The organism is Mesotoga sp. Brook.08.YT.4.2.5.2. (genome assembly GCF_003351125.1).
In the GTDB taxonomy this organism is placed as follows: domain Bacteria; phylum Thermotogota; class Thermotogae; order Petrotogales; family Kosmotogaceae; genus Mesotoga.
Window position 1 is genome coordinate 35,005 of the sequence record NZ_JPGZ01000034.1, and the last position, 16,149, is coordinate 51,153.

The 16,149-nt window shown below is 46.7% G+C and carries 18 protein-coding genes; 10 read left to right on the forward strand and 8 right to left on the reverse strand.

Annotated elements, in window-relative coordinates; genetic code table 11:
* The first annotated feature begins 10 nt into the window (after positions 1-10).
* Genes aroA through Q502_RS09140 form a run of 7 tightly spaced genes read left to right on the forward strand, consistent with a single transcriptional unit; the run spans position 11 to position 6,177 of the window.
* Entirely contained in the window at positions 11-1,273 is a 1,263-nt protein-coding gene (aroA, locus tag Q502_RS09110) for a 3-phosphoshikimate 1-carboxyvinyltransferase (RefSeq protein ID WP_102818996.1), read from the forward strand.
* Complete coding sequence (locus Q502_RS09115) at positions 1,270-2,052, forward strand: shikimate dehydrogenase (protein WP_102818997.1); 783 nt, start codon at positions 1,270-1,272, stop codon at positions 2,050-2,052. Before aroA ends, Q502_RS09115 begins: the two co-directional genes overlap by 4 nt.
* Positions 2,049-3,176, forward strand: coding sequence for a chorismate synthase (gene aroC / locus Q502_RS09120; protein ID WP_102818998.1), 1,128 nt, complete (start codon positions 2,049-2,051; stop codon positions 3,174-3,176). The genes Q502_RS09115 and aroC overlap by 4 nt, the downstream gene beginning before the upstream one ends.
* On the forward strand, positions 3,124-4,611 hold the full coding sequence (gene aroB, locus Q502_RS09125) for a bifunctional shikimate kinase AroK/3-dehydroquinate synthase AroB (RefSeq protein ID WP_102818999.1): 1,488 nt from the start codon (positions 3,124-3,126) through the stop codon (positions 4,609-4,611). The genes aroC and aroB overlap by 53 nt, the downstream gene beginning before the upstream one ends.
* Entirely contained in the window at positions 4,608-5,060 is a 453-nt protein-coding gene (gene aroQ, locus Q502_RS09130) for a type II 3-dehydroquinate dehydratase (protein WP_112109515.1), read from the forward strand. The genes aroB and aroQ overlap by 4 nt, the downstream gene beginning before the upstream one ends.
* Positions 5,057-5,416, forward strand: a complete 360-nt coding sequence (gene aroH / locus Q502_RS09135; protein WP_102819001.1) for a chorismate mutase — start codon at positions 5,057-5,059, stop codon at positions 5,414-5,416. The genes aroQ and aroH overlap by 4 nt, the downstream gene beginning before the upstream one ends.
* Positions 5,413-6,177 carry a prephenate dehydrogenase gene (locus Q502_RS09140; protein WP_102819002.1) on the forward strand — a complete coding sequence of 255 codons (765 nt, stop codon included), beginning with the start codon at positions 5,413-5,415 and terminating at the stop codon, positions 6,175-6,177. The genes aroH and Q502_RS09140 overlap by 4 nt, the downstream gene beginning before the upstream one ends.
* Before the next feature lie 99 nt (positions 6,178-6,276).
* Here Q502_RS09140 and Q502_RS14300 read toward each other — a convergent pair whose 3' ends face one another.
* The 4 genes from Q502_RS14300 to Q502_RS09155 form a co-directional block, all read right to left on the reverse strand.
* Positions 6,277-6,711 (reverse strand): GNAT family N-acetyltransferase, encoded by a 435-nt coding sequence (locus Q502_RS14300; RefSeq protein ID WP_181456427.1) that lies wholly within the window; start codon positions 6,709-6,711, stop codon positions 6,277-6,279.
* Between the two features lie 205 nt (positions 6,712-6,916).
* On the reverse strand, positions 6,917-7,045 hold the full coding sequence (locus Q502_RS14740; protein ID WP_258001891.1) for a hypothetical protein: 129 nt from the start codon (positions 7,043-7,045) through the stop codon (positions 6,917-6,919).
* An 11-nt stretch (positions 7,046-7,056) separates the two neighbouring features.
* Positions 7,057-7,677, reverse strand: a complete 621-nt coding sequence (locus Q502_RS09150; protein ID WP_102819003.1) for a hypothetical protein — start codon at positions 7,675-7,677, stop codon at positions 7,057-7,059.
* Positions 7,678-7,748: 71 nt separating this feature from the next.
* Complete coding sequence (locus Q502_RS09155) at positions 7,749-8,546, reverse strand: hypothetical protein (RefSeq protein WP_102819004.1); 798 nt, start codon at positions 8,544-8,546, stop codon at positions 7,749-7,751.
* 117 nt (positions 8,547-8,663) lie between these two features.
* On the opposite strand from Q502_RS09155, the gene Q502_RS09160 reads away from it, so the two are divergent.
* Positions 8,664-9,317: a YggS family pyridoxal phosphate-dependent enzyme gene (locus tag Q502_RS09160; protein WP_102819005.1), complete on the forward strand. Its 654-nt coding sequence runs from the start codon at positions 8,664-8,666 to the stop codon at positions 9,315-9,317.
* A 114-nt stretch (positions 9,318-9,431) separates the two neighbouring features.
* Here Q502_RS09160 and Q502_RS09165 read toward each other — a convergent pair whose 3' ends face one another.
* The 4 genes from Q502_RS09165 to Q502_RS09180 form a co-directional block, all read right to left on the reverse strand.
* Complete coding sequence (locus tag Q502_RS09165; RefSeq protein ID WP_102819006.1) at positions 9,432-11,591, reverse strand: Tex family protein; 2,160 nt, start codon at positions 11,589-11,591, stop codon at positions 9,432-9,434.
* Complete coding sequence (locus Q502_RS09170; RefSeq protein ID WP_102819007.1) at positions 11,584-12,528, reverse strand: pyruvate kinase; 945 nt, start codon at positions 12,526-12,528, stop codon at positions 11,584-11,586. Before Q502_RS09170 ends, Q502_RS09165 begins: the two co-directional genes overlap by 8 nt.
* A 171-nt stretch (positions 12,529-12,699) precedes the next feature.
* A complete protein-coding gene (locus Q502_RS09175) occupies positions 12,700-13,602 on the reverse strand; it encodes an HD-GYP domain-containing protein (protein ID WP_102819008.1) in 903 nt (300 codons plus the stop codon).
* A gap of 139 nt (positions 13,603-13,741) precedes the next feature.
* Positions 13,742-14,119, reverse strand: coding sequence for a hypothetical protein (locus Q502_RS09180; RefSeq protein ID WP_103134542.1), 378 nt, complete (start codon positions 14,117-14,119; stop codon positions 13,742-13,744).
* Positions 14,120-14,295: 176 nt separating this feature from the next.
* Between Q502_RS09180 and Q502_RS09185 the strand changes: the two genes are divergently transcribed.
* Complete coding sequence (locus Q502_RS09185; protein WP_102819009.1) at positions 14,296-14,916, forward strand: cyclase family protein; 621 nt, start codon at positions 14,296-14,298, stop codon at positions 14,914-14,916.
* A 14-nt stretch (positions 14,917-14,930) separates the two neighbouring features.
* A complete protein-coding gene (locus tag Q502_RS09190; protein ID WP_102819010.1) occupies positions 14,931-15,863 on the forward strand; it encodes an MBL fold metallo-hydrolase in 933 nt (310 codons plus the stop codon).
* The last annotated feature ends 286 nt before the right edge of the window (positions 15,864-16,149 follow it).

The window sequence follows — 16,149 nt, forward strand, 5'->3', positions numbered from 1 at the left end:
GGAGGACAAAATGAGATTGTTGCCTTCAAAGAAAGTTGCCGGCGAAATAGCTGTGCCTCCTGATAAATCAATCTCCCATAGGGCACTAATGATGTGTTCGATGTGCAGTGGCGTAAGTGTCGTCCATAACCTGCTTGAAAGCGAGGATACTCTAAGGACTTTCAGGATTATCAGCGAACTTGGAGGAGGTTTCAACGGAGATTTCGACAGACTTGAAATATCTCAGGCATCGTGGAAAGAGTCGTCTGAGCCGCTTTATTGTGGGAATTCCGGAACTACTGCAAGACTGATGGCCGGAGTTCTTGCGGGCAAGAGAGGAACTCACATCCTTTTCGGCGATGAATCCCTATCGGCGAGACCCATGAGGAGAGTTATCGCCCCGCTGAAAGAGATGGGGGCAAGGATATCGGCGAGGCAAGAAGATTCGCTTCTTCCAATGTGCATAGCCGGCGGAGAACTGAATGGGTGCGATCATTCTCTTTCAGTGGCAAGTGCTCAGGTAAAGAGCGCGATCTTGCTGGCAGGCATTCAAGCAGAAGGAGCCACAACTGTTACGGAGCCTCACTGCAGCAGAGATCACACAGAGAGGTTGCTTCAATCCATGGGCGCCAGAATAAGTGTGAGTGAGAAGAGGGTTGAAGTGGAAAGGAGCGAGCTTCTACCGGTTCGATTTTCCATACCCGGGGACATCTCTTCGGCCGCCTTTCTGATAGCTCTGGCGGTTCTTCATGAAAACGGCAAGCTGACGATTCGAAATGTCGGATTGAATGGAGGGAGGACTGGATTCCTAAGACTTCTCATAAGTATGGGTGCAGACATCGAGCTGGAGGTTGAAGAGAGCTCTCCAGAACCAGTGGGCACAATCGTGGCCAGGCCTTCCCGACTCAGAGGTGTGGAAGTTGGAAGCGCTTTGATTCCTTCAATGATAGATGAGCTCCCGCTGATAGCGCTTGCAGGAGCTTTTGCAGAGGGCACAACGACTGTCAGAGGGGCCGGGGAGTTGAGAAAGAAAGAGTCGGACAGGATATCCGTTACCGTTCAAAACTTCAGAAGAATTGGCGTAGAGATACATGAATATGAAGATGGTTTTAGCATTGAAGGCCCTCAAAGAATAATGGGAGGCAAGGTTGATTCCTATGGGGATCACAGAATCGCGATGCTTTTTTCAATAGCGGGTTTGCTGAGCGAGGAAGGAGTAGAGATAACCAACACAGAAGCGGTTGGTGTGTCCTTCCCCGGGTTCTTCCAGACGCTCGAGGAGGTCTGTCGATGAGGTTATGCATAATAGGACATCCAATTTCGCACAGCATGTCACCAACCATATACAGCCGTTTTTTCGAGGCCATGAACATCGATGCAACCTACGAAGCAGTTGACATCGACGCCAATGAGTTTTCCACGAAGATAGTCTCGATCATTCAGCACTTCGATGGGTTCAACGTTACGATTCCCTTCAAAGAGAGAATTGTTCCGCACATAGTCAGTCAAGTAGAACCTCCGCTCCTTGCAGTGAACTGCATCTTCCAAGGAAGGGGGTACAACACCGACTGGATTGGTTTTGGAAAGCCTCTGCAGAGGAGACCAATAGAGGAGCCGGTAATGATTATCGGAGCCGGGGGAGCGGCGAGAGCCGTGATTTTCTATTTGAAAAGGGCAGGCGTGAAGAACATACAAATAGTCAATAGAACACTTTCAAGGGCAGAGAAAATCAAAGAAGAGTTCGAAGTATCCGGGAATCTGGAAGTCAACGTCTTTCCCTTGGAAGCCATAAGAGAAGTTGCAGCAAAGAGCAAGAGCATAGTAAACGCCTCTTCTCTGGGAATGAATGGAGAGGATACGGGGATCACTGCTCAAGAGCTTTCCGGTAAGAGCCTTGTATATGATCTCATCTACTGGAAGACGCCCTTGACCGAGTCTTCTCGCCGCTGTGAAGTGAAAACTGTTCTTGACGGAAGGCACATGTTACTTCATCAGTCAATGGAGAACCTCAGAATTTGGGGAGTGCCTTCAGGCGAAAGCTTCGAAAAAACGTTTTGGGAAGTGATGAAGTGAAGTTCACAGTTGTCGGAGACTCTCATGGTAGCGGGGTTTTTGGACTCATTGAAGAACTGCCCTCAGGTGTTTCTCTTTCGATCGATAATATAAACCAGCAGCTCCTACGCAGACAGACGGGCTACGGTCGGGGGGAAAGGATGGAACGCGAGCAGGATAAAGCAGTAGTCAGGTCTGGTCTGTGGAGGGGAGTTACGACTGGAGCCCCGCTCTTAATTGAGATCCCTAATAAGGTTTCCAGTGCAGAGAAGAGTGTGAGAAGTATCCCGAGACCCGGCCATTCAGATTATGCTGCCTGGACAAGATACAAACTGAATGATCTCGCGGTTTATGCAGAGAGAAGCAGTGCGAGATGGACAGCAGCTGCAACGGCTGTTGGATCGGTTGCATCGCAGATTCTTCATGAATTGGGCATCACTTTGTGCGGTTCAGTAATAGCTATCGGGAATGTAAGTTGCGGACTGCCCTCAGAGAGCGGCTGGATTTCAAGAAGAGATGCGTCTCCGGTATTCTGCCACGACAAGGAAGCTTCTCAAAAAATGGTCGAAGAGATAGAGGATTCAATCAAAGCGGGAGATACACTCGGCGGGAGATTTGTGGTTATCGCCGATGGAGTTCCGACGGGAACCGGAGGATACGGGACTCTCTTTGAAAGGCTTGATTCGAGGATCGGCGAGTACTTTATGGCGATTCCTTCTGTCAAAGGAGTCTTCATTGGAAATCCGGACGTGAGACTTAGGGGTAGTGCGTATCACGACAAACTGTTCGTTGAGAAAGGCATGATCGTGAGGAAGTCAAACAATGCCGGTGGTATTGAGGGTGGAATATCGAATGGCGAGCAGATCGTCGTTGAGGCAAGCGTAAAGCCGATTCCTTCGTTGAGAAAGGGAATCTCTTCTGTTGACCTGAGCAAAATGAATGAAACGGCAGCTCCTTATGTGCGCGCCGATACGACGGCAGTTCCAGCGGCTTCGGTAGTAGGCGAGTCGATGCTTGCGCTCTTGTTGCTTGAAGCGATTCTTGAGAGGTTTGGAAACGGGGATTTTCGCTCGATAAAAAGGAGGGTGACGGATGAGAGTCTTCCTTATTGGAATGATGGGCTCGGGGAAAAGCACTATAGGTAGAATTCTATCTTCAGTTCTAGACAAGGAATTCATAGATATGGATTTAGAGATCGAGAGAGCTAGAGGAACTAGCATAAGTGAGATTTTTGAGAAAGAAGGCGAGGAAGAATTCAGAAGACTGGAAAAGAACCTTCTGAAGAAACTCGTCCACAGGGACGAGATTGTGGTATCGACTGGAGGAGGTATCATACTGGACAAGGAAAACCGCCAGATCTTGAAGGGAGAGAATGCCGTCTATCTTAGGCTTCCTCCGGCCGATCTTTACAGGAGAGTCACTGTCAATGGAAGACCACTGCTCAAGGAAGGTAAGGAGAGTATCTTCAGGATTTGGGAAGAGCGAAGGGAGCTATACGAGCAGTTTCCGTCTGTTGAAACTTCCAGTCAGTCCCGGTGGGAAACCGTTGCCGCGATATCCATGAAGATAGCTTCCGGAGAAAGCAAAGTGCTCAATAGCAGCTCACATCCAGTGTCCATATCACCTGGAGGATTCAAGTCAATAGGTAGAATGCCGAACGCGGTGGTGTCTAGAAGAGTTGAAAGGATCTTTTCCGAGTGGATTCCTTCTTCGGCTCTATCCATTGACGACGGTGAAGAAGCAAAGGGATTTCACACTCTCTTTCAAGTCTATGAGTACCTCATGGATCGAGGGCTTTCGAGAAGCGATGTCTTGGTTGGCGCGGGGGGAGGAACGGTGACGGATCTAGTGGGATTCGCTTCCTCCACATTCAAACGCGGTATCCCCTTAGTTCAGTATCCGACGACTCTGCTTGCACAAGTAGATGCTTCTATTGGTGGGAAGAATGGTTTGAACTTCAAAGGGTGCAAGAACGTTGTCGGTAACTTCTACATGCCTTCTGAGACAATAATCGATCCGGTCGTAACGCTTTCGATGGACGAAGGACGGTTCGAGGAGGGCCTCGTTGAGGCCTTCAAGATATTCCTTATAACTGGTCAGTACTATGAGAAGTTCAAGAAGCTGTGCGGTAAATTGAAGGAAAGAAATCTTGCCGCGCTGAGTGAGATGCTGGAAGAAGCGGTGAAGCAAAAGGATAGGATAGTCTCGATGGACATTTGTGAAACAGGCTTAAGGAAGATCCTGAATCTTGGTCACACACTAGGACATCTCTACGAGCCATTATCGGGAGTATCACACGGTATGGCCGTGGCCTGGGGGCTGGAACGGGAGATGCATTATTTCGCGGGGCTGGGTGTTATAGATGAACTGTTGTACAGAGATGTCTCGGATACGCTCTCAGAGATCGTTGGCCTCGATTTTCCGCAACTGCCTGTCGAGGAGGCTCTTAGGCTGCTTAGAAACGACAAGAAAGCAGTTGACTCTGAGAGTGCGGAGATAGAGATTCCTGTGGTCAAGAGACCCGGGGAGTTCGAGTTCTTGAAAGTAAGACTGGATGATTTGCTGGCGGTGGTTGTATGAAGATACTCGTATTGAATGGACCAAACCTTAATATGCTCGGCTCGAGGGAGAAGAGTATCTACGGCGGTTTCACCTACGACGAACTGCGCGAGGCAATAGAAAGGAAGTGCCTAGAGAAAGGGGTGGTGGCCGATCTCTTCCAGTCTAACCACGAAGGAGATCTAGTCGATAGAATCCAGCGTATAGACTATGATGCAGTCGTAATAAATGCGGGTGCTCTAACTCATTACAGCTACTCGCTTAGAGATGCTCTTGAGCTTTTCAAGGGTCTAAAGATCGAAGTGCATATTTCAAACATCTTCGCTAGAGAAGAGTTCAGAAGCCGATCAGTGATTTCCGCCGTATGCAAAGGCACAATCGCGGGACTTGGACTGCAGGGATACCTGCTGGCCATAGAATATGCGGTTTCAAATCTACACTCGTCTTCGGATCGGGAGGCGGTTGAATGAAGGCTATTAGGGGTGCAACATCTATAGAGTCAGATAATCCCGAAGAGATCAGAAGTTGTGTTATAGAACTAATGGAGGAGATTTTCAGAAGGAACGAGATCGGTGAACTGCACTCCGTGATATTTACCGTTACAAGCGATATAACTTCGTACAATCCGGCGACTGCCTTCAGGAAGGCATTTAACCAGAGTGATGTCGCGTTGCTGTGCCTCTATGAAGCCTCTTTCGAGAACTCGGGTGGTGGGATAATCAGGGTGCTGATTCACTGCGAGTCAAAGACGAAGAATTTCGTTTATTTGCGTCGGGCGAGGAACTTGCGCCCAGATCAGGTGGAGATTGGTGACTCGAACAAATGAAAATACAGATTATCGGCGCCGGTTCGATTGGGGGTTCGATCGCGATAAGGCTCTCGAAGTGCGGCCACGAAGTTACGGTTTTTGATGAAAGTGTATGCACAACCGAAGCTCTGAAAAGAAAGCATCGAGACATTTCGATATCCCTCAAAATATGTGAGAGTGCGGATCTAACAATCTTGGCTGTTCCCATGGGTTCAGAAGCTCAACTGCTACAATCAGTTGCCTTCGAAGAGACCGTATTAGATGTTGCAAGCGTTATGCAGCCCTTCCAGTTGATCGCCAGAAAGAGAAAAATCAGGTTCATTAGCGGTCATCCGATGGCTGGTAACGAACACAAGGGTCCGGCCGGTTGGGACGAGTGGATGTTCGATGGCCGCGTCTTTCTGCTTTCTCCCGGGGAGTTTGCTTCCGCAGAGGATCTGAAACGTGTTTTAGAGATTATAGGTGATCTGCGTTCGTCTCCGGAATACCTCTCGCCGGAGAGACACGATTTAATCGTAAGCAGGGTGAGCCAGGCAGCCTACTTTCTCTCTAGAGCTCTACTTAATCTCGGCAGTGATTTCGAGAAGTACACCGGACCGGGCTACGCTTCAACATCTAGACTGGGAAGACAGAACAGGGATATGGTCATCGACATGGCTAGATTCAACGGAAAGAATATCGCTTCCTCGCTTGAGGAAGCGGAAATCTATCTGCGCAAGATCAGGGTCGCGATCGAAAATGAAGATCTGAACGAACTTGAAGAACTGATTTCCGAGTGACTTATCATATGTTGAAAAGAGAACTCGACTCTGCCTATCCGCTTGAATTAACCAGGTCTATATCGAAGGGCTTGGAGGAGATCCCACTGTCGGCAAAAGTCACAAATCTTTCGCCAAAAGCACAAAGTTGTCTATTCCGGAGAGCATAACAACAGATCGAGCTACCGTGCCTAGATTACTGAATCCGTTTTCTACAAAGAAGCTTGCCAGCCCGTTCAGGAATGGACTTACTTCAGCGGATAATACCTCTACGCGACTGAACCCGAGCTTTCTGCACTCCTCCAGGGCAGACTCGATCAATTTCCCGCGATAGTCGTATCTGGAGTCAGGAGAACTGTAGACGCAGGTAATGAAGGCTGTGGACTGGTCCTTTGAGATTGGGTAAGGGGAATTGAGCGAGGGAATAACTTCAACCAGAGCGACTGGTTTTCCTTCAGCAAAGGAAACGAAGCCGAAGACGACTCCATTTCTCCTGGAACGCTCATACCAGTCGATTTTGCTCTCTGTACCGTCGCCGATTCCATTGGCGCACACAAGACATGCGTGCCTCAAAGACTCTTTCGAAAGGTGTTCTATACCATCGCTGTTTCCGGGGGGTTCGTTTCGATTGCTCGAACGGAGCCACGATTTTCCGACCCGTCAGTACGTCAACTTTGAAACTGGACGAGACCGGCCCCGCAATCTCCAGATCTCCGTGAATAACCGAGAAAGGAAAGAAAATACGGATATCGACGCTTTCCTACATTAGATTGCATTCAATGAGGTCAAGATCTAGAACCGCCGCGGCCTTTCTAGCTTGCTGCAGTGCTGATGCTTTCCAGGGGCACTGGTTGCCGAAGTAATAAACTCTAAGTGCTCTGTCGGTCATTGACAACCTCGCTATTTCTTCACTAGCGTGTAGACAGTGTTTCCCATTGTCTCATCCTTGAGTATGTAGAAGCCGGCGTTTCTTAACCACTGATCGTACCAGCTCTTCAGGGGCTTGAAATTATATCTTCCTTCTTCATCTAGAAACTCGCCGACAACTACAGGGAGTCCGCTTTTCTTAAGAATGTCGTGCCGCTTCTTGGCCTCTTCTTCTTCACTGATTCCCGTTACGATTAGACCCACACCGCTGGTCTTAACTGACCTGGCGATTCTTAGAAGGGTCTTTGACCATAACTCGGGATGGAGTCTTTGAAGCATCCCAGAAGCGATGAATCCATCAAAGATACCGAGGAAGTTGAAATCGGAAAGGCTCACATTCATAACCCGGATTCCCATTGACTGCCTGACCGCTTGGTTACAGGAAACCCCCACGACTCTAAGTTTCATATCTCTTAGGAGAGGCCAAAAATCTGCAGAGCGGCAGCCGAAGTCTGCGACTATGTTCGACTCTTCGAGAAAACCTACCATCCGTAATACGAAATCCTGCAGTTTTCCTTTGTCTATCTCAATGTCAATAGAAGGTTGCTCTAGCACTCTAGCTCTATGTTGTTCAAGCCAATCTCGTCTTTGCAATCTACTCACCTACTATTAGAGATTGTATCGGAGTATGGAGGATAATCAAACAAAAGTCCTGACTCTAGTTGTCAGAAATGGTAATTCATCTTCACTGCTTCAGTCTTCGACTCTCCAAATCTATAGGCTATTTCTGCTACAAAAGTGAGCGATGCGTCTCTATCGGCCTCGTAGTAGACTGTTTTTGCTAATTCCTGCGAATTATTGTCTAATGGTAGGAAGAGAGTCTCTCTCGAATCCTCTCCTCCAACAACCTTTATCACCGCTTCAGAAATTCTAAGTTCTTCATCTCTACAATACTGTGTGTACAGATCAATTGAGTAGTGGATCTTGTCTGTTTCAAGAAGCCATGAGTGTCCAAGCAATTGATAGTGCTGAATGTTGTATAGATCGAGAGAAATGGCAATTTTTTTGCTCAATGTCTCTTTGTCGCCATCTCTTACTCTAACCTGACAGTAATAGGTCTCTTCAGGCAACAGCTTGATCAAGGCAGTGAAGACACCGTTCTCCGATTTGAGTCCATAAGAACGTACCTCTGCATCTTCATCGATTACATTCAGAAATAGTTTACTTCCTTCTGTGAATTCAGAAAGAGTTACAGAGGCCTTAAGTACAACTTTTTCAAGAGAAGTTGTAGGTCTGGTGAAGTGCACCGACTTGATAATGTCATCGGATTTCTCGATTTGGTTTCGAATATCGTTAACAACGGAATCAAGAGATGCAACTCTCGATCTGAGAGTAAAAAGGTCGGTGCGAACTTTCGAAATCTCTTCCAAGAGCTTGTTTGAGTTAAAAACGGTTGTTGCGAGATTAACGATTGCAGCCACCGAAATCAATACAACCAATAACCAGGCGATGCCCCTACTCATAACATCCTTTCCTACTAAGTATTCACCCCGGCAATTTGAATAATATCACGATTTTCGTCTTCGCTCAAACACAATGGAATTCGATGCAATATAATTTACTAAAAGGGAGGTCTGAAGATGATTGTTGATAACGTGAAAAGACTGAGAAGAGAAGTACCTGATTATGTGACCATCGTAGCCGCATCGAAAACGAGGACTGCTTCAGAGATTCTAGAGCTTCTGGATAGCGGTTTGAGGGATGTCGGTGAGAACTACGTTCAGGAGGCTCAAGAGAAATTTGAGGTGATCGGCAGCAAAGCCAGATGGCACTGTATAGGTCACCTGCAGCGAAACAAAGTCAAGAAGGCCGTTGAGATATTTGACCTGATCCAGACTTTGGATTCCCTGAAACTGGCCGAGGAAATAGATAAGCGATGCGCTTTCATAAACAGGAGAATGCCGATAATGATAGAAGTTAACAGCGGCAGGGAGGAAAAAAAGGCCGGGGTCTTTCCCGAGAATGTCTTTGAACTTATTGAATCGATTTCATCCCTCGAGAATATTTCTGTAGTCGGTCTGATGACTATGGGGCCGTTAACCGATGATCAGGAAGAAATCAGACCTTACTTAAGACTAACTAGAGAGTTGTTTGAAGAGATCTCCATGCAGAAGATCGAGAGAGTTCAGATGCGTTACCTTTCTATGGGGATGTCCGGCTCATACAAGGTTGCGATTGAGGAAGGATCCAATATGGTGAGACTTGGCACGATAATCTTCGGCGAAAGACAGTAGGACGAGCGCTCCGCAAGGGTACCGAGTAAGCATACTCGGTCGATCTTCGAACAGTTGCTTAGGGTCAAGAGTCCCTATATCGATTGAGTTTTGTCCAACGATTTCACGAATTGCCTAACTTCGAGATTCGTTGCTGCCGGAAAGCAACTCCAATCCAATCCTCATTCTCTTGGTGTCAACTTCAAGCACTCTAACTTTCACGATCTGGCCGACGCTCAAGACTTCAAGTGGATCCCTAACTCTTCTTCCCATCTTGCTTTTGTGAATCAGACCGTCCTGTTTGACTCCAATGTCTACGAAGGCGCCGAAATCTACGACGTTGCGGACGGTTCCTTCAAGTTCCATGCCTTTAGACAGGTCTTCCATCGAAAGCACGTCGGTCTTCAGAATCGGTTTCTCCAGCTCCTCTCTTGGATCTAAACCGGGCTTTTTCAGCATCCCTATTACTTCTCTCACAGTGATCTGGTTAAAACTGTTTTCCCTTGCCAGAGCTTCGGGATCGATTTGATCAAGCAATTCAGTAATCTCATCTTTTCTGTCGAAGAGCTCTTCCGGGAGCAACTCTACGCTTTCAAGGATGAATCTGGCGATCTCGTAGCTCTCTGGATGGACAGAGGTTCCGTCAAGAGCTTCGGATCCATTGATTATTCTGCAGAATCCCGCCGCCTGCTCGAAGGCCTTTGGACCCAGACCGGAGACTTCCAGGAGCTCCTTCCTGTTCTTGAAAGAACCGTTCTCCGCCCTGTATTTGACGATATTCAGAGCGGCCCGTGAGTTCAGACCGGAAATGTATTTCAATAAGTGCTCCGATGCAGTGTTGAGATTGACTCCTACAAGATTGACAACGGACTCGACCTCTCTGTCGAGGGTCCTCTTCAGTTCTGACTGATTTACATCGTGCTGATACATACCTACTCCAATAGCTTCAGGCGAAATCTTCACATATTCGGCGAGGGGATCTTGAACTCTTCGGGCGATCGATATAGCCCCCCTTGTTGTTACGTCCTCATCCGGGAATTCCTCAATTGCGACTTTTGAAGCCGAATAGACAGATGCGCCCGACTCGGTGACTATCATATACTTGACAGGAAGATTGTGTTCTCTAATCAGCCTGCTCACGAAGAGTTCGGTTTCCCTTGACCCCGTGCCATTACCTATAGATATAAGCTCGACATTCAACGTGTTTATCGCCTGAACAACTTTCATCGATGAACCGACGTAGTCATTCTTTGGAGGGGTGGGAAAGATCACGTCATGATAAAGAAGGGAACCGTCCTTTCCGATGACTGCAAGCTTGCACCCGGTCCTATAACCGGGGTCAACACCCATTACCACCTTCTCGCCGAGAGGAGGCTGAAGAAACAGGTCTCTCAGATTTCTGGCAAATACATGGATTGCCCTGCTTTCTGCTTCTTCTCTTATCAGATTTCTCACTTCTCTTTCTATCGAGGGCATGAGAAGTCTGGAGAAGGAATCGACCGAAGCCTCAATCAACTCTTCATAGTAGGCGAGATAGTCTCTCCATCCCAAGAGATCTCTCAAAGTTGGAAGGATATCGTACGGGAGCTCCAGTTTCAGCGAAATAACCTCCTCGCGCTCTCCTCTGAAAAGAGCGAGAATTTGATGGGCTACCAGTCTTGATATTGGCTGAGAGAAGTTGTAGTAATCTCTGTAGACTTCACGCTCATCCTCCTTTTCCGTTCGGGAGCTCTTGATTATCCCCTTCTCCTTAAGTAGACTTCTTAGCTTTTCTCTTACTGCCACTTCCTGAGAGAATTCTTCGGCAAGTATATCTCTGGCTCCTTCGAGTGCATCTTCGAGCTTGAGGATTTCCTGTTCTGCATTTATGAAAGTGAAGACAAAAACCTCATCTTTGATTCTCGAAGATTTAAGGAAATCCGCTAGAGGCTGGAGCCCTTTCTCCCTTGCCTTGTCGGCTCTGGTCTTCTTCTTTGATTTGAAGGGAAGATAGAGGTCCTCAACTAACTGAAGATTCTTTGCTCCTTTGATGCTTGCTTCCAGCACATCAGTAAGCTTTCCTTTTTCCTCGATTATCCTAAGAACCTCATCTTTTCTGGAACTCAGTTTTTTCGCATACTCGAGAGCATCGGAAATCTCTCTTAACTGTATCTCATTTAACTCTCCAGTCTTTTCCTTTCTGTATCTAGCGATAAATGGAATCGTCTTTCCTTCTTCGAGCAGTTCGACTGCGTTTTCTACTTTCCATCTTGGTAAAGCCAGCGAGTTGGCGATGTCCAATATTATCTCATTCATCCGAAGTAACCTCCAGAACGGTCTTAATTGTCTCAATAGGGAAGGAACCGTAAGCAGTTTCATTCGAGAGGACGACACCTGAAAACCCCTTTCTCTGAACGTCCTTTAAGTGGCACAGTTCACTCCTCGTAGCGAAAGGGTGCTCTACCATGTGCTCCAGAACCTCCCCTGCCATCAGAACCGGCTTGTAAAGATCATTAATATTTGCCGAAAAATAGTCATAGAAGTCTACAAGCCCTCTCGGCCCCAGCTGCGCACCGAGATCTCCGCGGCATAACCAGAGCTCGTCGCTTGAAGCGGAGATTTCCTCGATTTTCGAGAAGGGTAGCTCCCTTTCGATCTTCGATGCCACAGCTCTTCCGGAAAGATCCTTCAGTTCGATTACTTCACTTGGACTTGAGACGAATGAAAGAGCGTATCTTATGAAGTCATATTTCTTAGTAGTCAGCACAATTTCTATGTCTCTCGATGAGAGCTCGATCTGATTTATGGGGTGCGGCGAGATGTTCATTCCTTTGGAAGGTCTTATTGTTCCTCCTCTCAGGACCATAGCTCTTGCGAAATCGGCTTCCGTCTTTAGCACCTGAAGTTCTATTCTGCCATCTTCTATGGAGACTTTAATCCCCGGGGAGAGATATGACAAAGATCTCGGGTCTATCAGTATACCCCTGAGTTCCGAACATTTACTACCCAGAATCACCTGTTCTCCGGCCTTTAGTTCGATTACCCGCTGGCTGCGCGATAGTCTAAGCTTTGCTCCCTGGAGATCAATATACAATGGAAGCGAGCAGATATCCTCGTAGTAAGACACGAACTTCTGGAGGTCCTCAAGAGTCACATGTGATGAGTTTATTCTTATCGCCGAAGCCCCGGCCAACTCTACAGACTTGAGTAGTTTCCTGTCACTTATTGTAACAACGATCGAAAACGCTCCCATACTGATCACCTCTACTGAATTATATCAGTAACACCATTTGAGGCCTCTGCCTTTTGAGGAAGATGAAGCTACCGAATCTTTAATAATGATGGCTCTTTCTTACATCAGGTAGGTGGGAAATTGAGGTAGTTATCGGCTAATACGGGATCGTTCAATACGCAAGATATTAGACTAAACAAGTCCTTCCCGAATGCAGCTCTCAAGAGCGCTCACAATCTCGGGATCATATTGGGTGCCCGCCTGGGACTTCAGTTCCTCAAGAGCACCCTTGCAGCTCATTGCATCTCTGTACGGTCTTCGCGACGTCATTGCGTCAAATGAGTCGGCTACAGCTACTATTCTGGCCTCCAGCGATATTTCATCTCCCTTCAATCCGTCGGGATATCCGGAGCCATTTACGCGTTCGTGATGATGTCTGATGATGTCGTGAGTATCTTCTAGAAAGCTGTTTTTTACCATCTGACAGCCAAACACCGGGTGAAGCTTAATTCTCTCGAACTCCTCTTTGGTTAATCTTGAGGGTTTCTTCAGTATCGAGTCCTCGATTTTGATCTTTCCGATGTCGTGGAAAAGGGCTCCCATCGCTATGTTCTCTTGCTTCTCTGGAGGGACGCCTAGCTTTCTTGCTATGGCAAGCGATACATCTCTGACTCTTTTCCCATGTCCGTGGGTGTATGAGTCCTTTATCTCAACTTGAGAAAGAATACTCTTCATCACCGAGATATTCTTGCTGATGTGCTTGAACAAAGGTCTTGAAGAAATATGCAGAAGCTTGACATCCGTTTGGGGTTTCAGCTCAACTGGAGCCTTAAGATTGTGGGCGTAGAAGTAGTCGCCATGGCCAAGATGAACTTCTTCATCGGAGGAGTTGCAGGAAATCTTTCCTTCGATCACATAATAGAATTCAAGAAGATCTCCACCCGCAAAGGTATCCAGAAAAGTGACGACTCCCGACTTGAGTTCATAAACTGAAATCTCTACTCCGTCGCCGTGAGCCAGAAGAGACAGAGAAGAGTTTTTTTGGACAACCGTTTCGATCGCTTCGTTAGATTTGCAGACTTTGAACCCTTCCATTTATTCCCCCAAAAAGAGCATCACAATAAAAACTATAATCTAGTACAGTGTATCACAAAAGACGCATAGTTTGCCTAAAACGGAAAAATGCCGTAGATGACTACGGCATCTAAAGCTCACTTTAACTCGCATGACTTGATTAGTCGTCGATAATCAGTATCGGATCTATTAGAAAGACCTTGTAGCCGAGCTTCACCGGTACATAGTAACAGATGGCTTTGCAACCAAGCTCTTCGATTCTCGCTATCGCATCCTGAGAAATTCTCAGAGCCTTACTGGCGAGTTCATTGCCTAGATTGTCTATTAGGGTTTCATATGCGTTTTGTGACATCCCTCTTTCAGTATAATGCACCGTGAATTTCTCGGCCTTCTCTACCGCCACTTCAATCAGCGACTCAATCTGTTCGTTTGCAGTGTTGGCTATCTCTTGTGCTAGATCAACCGAGGTAGCGATATCCGCAACGGCAAAAACCGAAACAAGAAGAAGCAACAGCGTTAAGGCAATTCCTTTTCTCATTGGTGTCCCTCCTCTCAATTTCTTCGAACGTATTAATCATATCATATAATCTATCGATTTCAAATATTCCGATATGCTCAGCATTACTCTCTCGACATCCCCATCTGATTCTTGATCTGCAACCGGTCTGAGATGTGATATTCTCATACTAGCATGTAGTTCGAGAGGTGAGGACTGTGGAGAAATTCTTCGATCTTTCCAGAGCAATTGAACACGGCCAGGCTGTCTATCCAGGCGATGAAGAGACTGAGTTGATCAGATCCAGGCATCTGGCAAAAGATGGGTTCAACAATCACAGGCTGAGAATAAGTATGCACTCGGGAACGCACATTGACGGACCCATGCATTTGACAGAGTCTGACACATATATTGACGAGATTGATATCGGCAGCTTCATCGGAAAAGGTATTTTACTGGACGTGAGGGGCGAAACGGAGATAAGAATGAAGTCGGAGTATGAAAAAGAAGTACCTCTGGAGGCGATAGTCTTGTTCTGGACGGGCCGTGACGTGTTTTTTGGAAGTGAGGATTATTTCGTCAACAACCCCTATCTGACGATGGAGCTCGCCGAGTTTCTGGTTAAGCGGAGAACCCGGCTTGTTGGTTTCGATTCATCCTCTCCTGACAGGTTTCCCTTCGATATTCACAGAATTCTATTCAATGGAGGCTGTTTGATCGCAGAAAACCTCACGGGGTTTGAAAGAATCGCGAACTATGAGCATATCAAAGTCTTTGCGATTCCCCTTAAGATCCATGCCGACTCCTCTGTAGCGCGAGTCTTTGCGATTGCAGAATAAAGGAGGGTAGAGCTTTGAAGATCCAGCAGATTGGCAGCAGGGGAGTTTTGTTTACCTTTCAGGACGGAGACTCCCCGATGACTGGAGAGACATCCGTTTACTTGATAGAAGGCAGATATCGATTCTATTTGTGTGACACGTTTCTGGGGAACAGATCCATGAGTGTTGTCAAGAACTACATCCAGGAGACTTCCAGAAAGGATCTTGTAATCTTCAACTCACATTCGGATTATGACCACATCTGGGGAAACGGAGCATTCGAAGGGTGCGAAATCGTGGCTCATGAATTTGCTAGGAGAAGAATGGAAGAGAGATGGGATTACGATTTCGAAAATCTAGAGAGATTTCGAGACGGAGAAGTTTTGAAAAGACTTCCCGGCATTACCTTCAGCGATAGACTAGTCTTTGAAGATGACGACATAGAGTTTCGTTATATGCCCGGGCATACGCTGTGTTCTTCAATATGTCTGGATAGAAGAGAGTCGGTGGTCTTCGTGGGAGATCTTGTGGAAGATCCTCTGCCACTTACTCTTTGGAACGATCTGATCACGTTCATGGAGAGTTTGAAGACTATACTTGAATCGTCATGTCAGACAGTTATTTCCGGACACTCTGGCATCGTCGCTGGGAATCTTATAAGAAGCAATCTAGAGTATCTGAAGGCTCTTTTCCTTGGTGAAGAAATAGACGTTGAAGAAGGCGAAGAGACACATTTGTTCAACACGAAGTATCTCGACTTTCTGCATTATGAAGATATCGCAAGAAAAATGCTTGGCGAGAAGTTTGACTTCGTGCAGTTCAAGAGAGAGTTTTGGCAGATGCTTGGAGTGGAAAGGGAATCTTTGAAATTTGAATCGAGATTGATCCGACAGACTCCTTCTGAAAGACTTGAAGAGATCTGGCCCCAATATGAAGAGCTGTTGAATAGCAGGAAAGCTTTGGAATGAAAGAGAGTAGAATACTTAGCAGCAAATGAATTCGATGGAGGTGAGAATGTTTGGATTTTCGATTATTCCTTTAATTATAGGTATCACGGCGGTTGTGGGACTGATTATGTACTTCACGATTGCAAGGTGAAACGAGAGCAAAGGTTAATAAACCAGTAGTGATCTTATATCCCGGACAAGTGAACGCTTTCATGATCTCTTTTCCATGACTGGTATCTTTCGGATGTCTTTGCTTGGTCGTATTAAATTACTGCCCCTCAAACGTTCAAAACGAGTGAAGGGAAGC